General features: G+C 40.6%; 4 protein-coding genes. All 4 read right to left on the bottom strand.

Annotated elements, in window-relative coordinates; genetic code table 11:
* Nucleotides 1-158 precede the first annotated feature (158 nt).
* The 4 genes from ACYVIL_RS15740 to ACYVIL_RS15725 all read right to left on the bottom strand — a co-directional run bounded on the left by ACYVIL_RS15740 (nucleotide 159) and on the right by ACYVIL_RS15725 (nucleotide 3,575).
* A complete protein-coding gene (locus ACYVIL_RS15740) occupies nucleotides 159-875 on the bottom strand; it encodes a PEP-CTERM sorting domain-containing protein (protein ID WP_460313362.1) in 717 nt (238 codons plus the stop codon).
* Nucleotides 876-1,402: 527 nt separating this feature from the next.
* A complete protein-coding gene (locus tag ACYVIL_RS15735) occupies nucleotides 1,403-1,900 on the bottom strand; it encodes a hypothetical protein (protein ID WP_303476685.1) in 498 nt (165 codons plus the stop codon).
* A gap of 11 nt (nucleotides 1,901-1,911) precedes the next feature.
* A complete protein-coding gene (locus tag ACYVIL_RS15730) occupies nucleotides 1,912-3,009 on the bottom strand; it encodes a YHYH protein (protein ID WP_460313360.1) in 1,098 nt (365 codons plus the stop codon).
* A gap of 230 nt (nucleotides 3,010-3,239) precedes the next feature.
* A complete protein-coding gene (locus tag ACYVIL_RS15725; protein WP_460313364.1) occupies nucleotides 3,240-3,575 on the bottom strand; it encodes a TonB-dependent receptor domain-containing protein in 336 nt (111 codons plus the stop codon).
* Nucleotides 3,576-3,694 lie beyond the last annotated feature (119 nt).

The raw sequence follows: 3,694 nt of genomic DNA, 5'->3' as shown, positions 1-3,694 counted from the left end.
GCCCCTAAAACAACGGAACTCTCTTCTTGCGCTAGCTGCGCTAGTTTTAACTTAAATGCTCTGTGATGTTTGGACATAAAAAGACCCCCAGTAATTGAATAGTCCAACTATTGGGGGTCACTTCAATTTTACACTGACCCTTTTTTGTTTTTATGTATTTAAGCTTTGCGGCGACGTAATCCCATAGCTAACATGCCTAAACCGAGAAGTGCCATAGCACCAGGCTCTGACACCACACCATAAGTTAGGTTGTCATAACGCACATCAAATGAATTTCCATCATTTTTAGCGTTTAAAATAATGTCCCCGAATGAGCTTGTTCCAGACGCTGTTTCTGAGTACACCATAGTACCGTTAACATAATATTGCACACCGTTATTCGCGGCTTTGTAGGCTATGGTGTTGAATTCGTCGATATTGAAAAGTGACACTACATCAACCCAAGCGTTATCCCAAATTGCAAGCCCTGCATCTGGTGAATTAACACCGGCTCCTTGAAATTCTAAAATGGGGTAGCTTGAAATAGTGTTGCTATCGTTTAAACCCACTCCCCACATACCCGCGAAACGCTCACTATTGGTCCAAGCTGAATCGATGTACATATCAATGGATACGAAGTTTGAACCCGTAGTGTCTATTTTCATACCTTGAGTATCGTAAAATGCACTCGCGCCAGCACCAAATGTTGAACCATCAATACTCATTACCAGTTCATTACTGACAATTTGGAACCCTGCTGGTGCCGCACGGTCTACGGAAAAGTCTGCCAGTGAGTCGCCGTTGTCAAATGTCTTGGTGACTAAAGTTGCTTGACTCGAGAGTGTGACAAACGCTGAACCTAAAACTGCTATTTTAATTAATTTAGAAAAATTCATAATACTTCCTTTTTTATTTAGATTTCACAAATTTTTAAATTTGCACAGTGGTTTAGCATATTTTAAGCCAAAATATTAAATATAATATATTCAATAACTTACCTTGATTGTGTTATTTTAATGTTAATTTTTTTGACAGTGATATCAGAGATTCTGGGAATAAAAATATGCGGCGTTAATCTAACTACAAGGCACTAAGTTTGCTGAAACAAGAGTTATTGATAAGCAGACAAAATCCTATCTTGTTTTATACTATTTATCATAATGGTTAGGGTCACTCACCTATTGTTGGATAAAGTTGATTTTGGGCCAGAAATAAATGAAAAAACAGAATAAAACGATACATAAGTCGGCAGAGACGGTAGATGTTAGTTCATCACCTTGCGAAATGGCGAGGTTTTCAGACTATTTTTTCGGTTTGGATAATAAACCTAAAAAATTGATAAATGCGAAACTCAAAACTAAAAATAAAAGGCAGAGTTAATTAAGTCTATATCATTAACTCTGACTCAATGTGGGAATGGGGTTTATAAGACTAAGCTAGCTTGATAGTCGTTAGCGTATTGTAATATGACTTTTTTAGCGCCTGTAATACCTTTTAATCGAGCAATATTAATATGTCCGGGGTTTTCAGACATGGCGTCAATATTGAAGGTCACTTTATTTACTTGTGCCGGTACATTGCTGGCACTAAAGACAAAATCACTTTGGTGATCATCTAGATTTGTCTTAATGGCTGCCAATTTAACTGTTGTAGCGTTATTCACAATAATTTCACTGTGATTTATCAGATAGCTATTGGCTAATTCTAGGTTATATTTGCCTTTATCCGTCCACAGCTCGGATTCTTGATGATGTTTCAATAATGCTTGGTGAAGCCCGCCTAGGGGGACGCTAATTGTTAACGTCCAATTTCCATTTTGCTGTTGAGCTAGCTGATAGGTTGCTACCGCAGCACTATGAGCCTGGGTTTCTCCAACGCTGGATAAACACATTGCGATGGCTAAAATAGAGTATTTCTTCATCATCAATCCCTCTATCGAATGTATGGTGAGGTGCGGGTACTCACTGACGCACCGGTAATACAAGTGGGTAAGTTTGGCGCATCTAATGAAGCATGATAATGATATATGCCTTCAGGATATTCTGCTGTTATACCAGTATGTCCATTGCATGAGTCCAAATCTGAGGGAGTAACCACCTCGCCATCGACTAAATCTTGATACGCGTAGATGGGATAACCGTCACGGGCAAAGCCGCTTAATGCTGTATTATCTTGGGTGATATACACACTGCAATCTGCTTGATCATTGGTGCCTTGTTCTGCATGCATTACGTCCGCAGATTCAGGGATCCCATGCCAATGATAGTAACCAGCAGGATCATGGTGGCCACCGCAATGATCCAAAGAAGGAATATTACCGCCTCGCCCTACAACTGAAGGTGGATCACCAGTGATGGGCACGCCATCAAGAGACAAACCAATATGTTCAATTTCACCCAACTGATCTGGCGTAGCAAGTGGCACTGGCGTAACTGGAATGGTGTAGGTTATCGTTAAGCCGTCATCGGCACTGGCATTCAGGCAATAAGAGGTGCAATTGCTGCCAATATTTGCGCGGCTTCCCCCAGGATCTTGAATGCAGATAATACCCGCTGATTCGTCAATTATATCGTATCCGTCAATGGCCATATTGTCCCATAGGGTTTGCACTAAGTTTTGAAACCCTGGGCCAGTGTTACCGTCGTAAATGCCAACTCCACCGTCATCACCAGTGTATGACGAAGGACAAAATGGCCCAGCTTCATCGTCAATGAGCTCTCCTGAACCACTGCCATCACGTATTTCATTCACGTTAAATACTAATTCGTAGCAGGTAGTTTGAGTGCCGTCATCAAAAGTGCATGAAACCGTAGACGAGGATGAAATGTCTCTGAACAAACTTAGCTCAATACCTGAACCCGTGGTATCTAAACCGTCATTACCATCCTCGTCAGGATCAGTTACCACAGTATCCTCATCGGTTGTAACGGCATCAGTATCGCTAGTGTCAGTGCCCGAGCAGGCAGACAATACCAGTAGCAGTGTAAACCAGTAGAATATTTTAAATAATTGGAAACCATTGCCCATCATCAATTCTCATCTTAACCCTTTGTCGTGGTTAATTATTCCACACTGCTAAATTTGAATAGTGCAGAAAATGTGAAGATGTCGTGGATTCTGGAGGGAATGTTATTGAGCAAGTAGGCTACTGTAAGAGGGAAAACATCATAACGCACTACATTATATTATTAATTCTGAAGATTGTGGTTGTGTGAATAACGAGAATTTCACACAACCACTTACTTAAGGCTGCTTTCTATCTAAAGTGCAAAAGATGCTCGAATATAAACATTGCGACCATCGGTATCATATGGCGCGTTACGGGAATATATCAAACCTCGGTTTGCTTGATAAACCGCTTCTTGCGGATAAGAATCAAAAACATTCTCTGCTCCTAAGCTTAACGTAAGTTTTTCGTTTACATCATAAGTAGCTGATATATCCGTGAAATACTCACCGTCAAAATCTTGGAAAACGTCTCCATCACTATTTCCTGAATAGTCAGTCCAAGAACCGTAGTAGCGAACTCGCGCCATTACACTCACGACATCCATTTGATAATTTACGCTAAGATTAGCCGTGTTTTGTGGTGTAATCCCCCCAGAAAGTCGGAGCAGTTTTAAGTAGAAATTCCCGTTAAACTAAAACGAAGGAGTTTTCTATGCGTAAATCGAGATATACCGACAGTCAGATCCTGGCGATCATAAAACAGAAT

The organism is Aliiglaciecola aliphaticivorans (assembly GCF_054782055.1).
The sequence above is the reverse complement of the archived record's forward strand: the minus strand, read 5'-3'. Positions and strand labels throughout refer to the sequence as shown.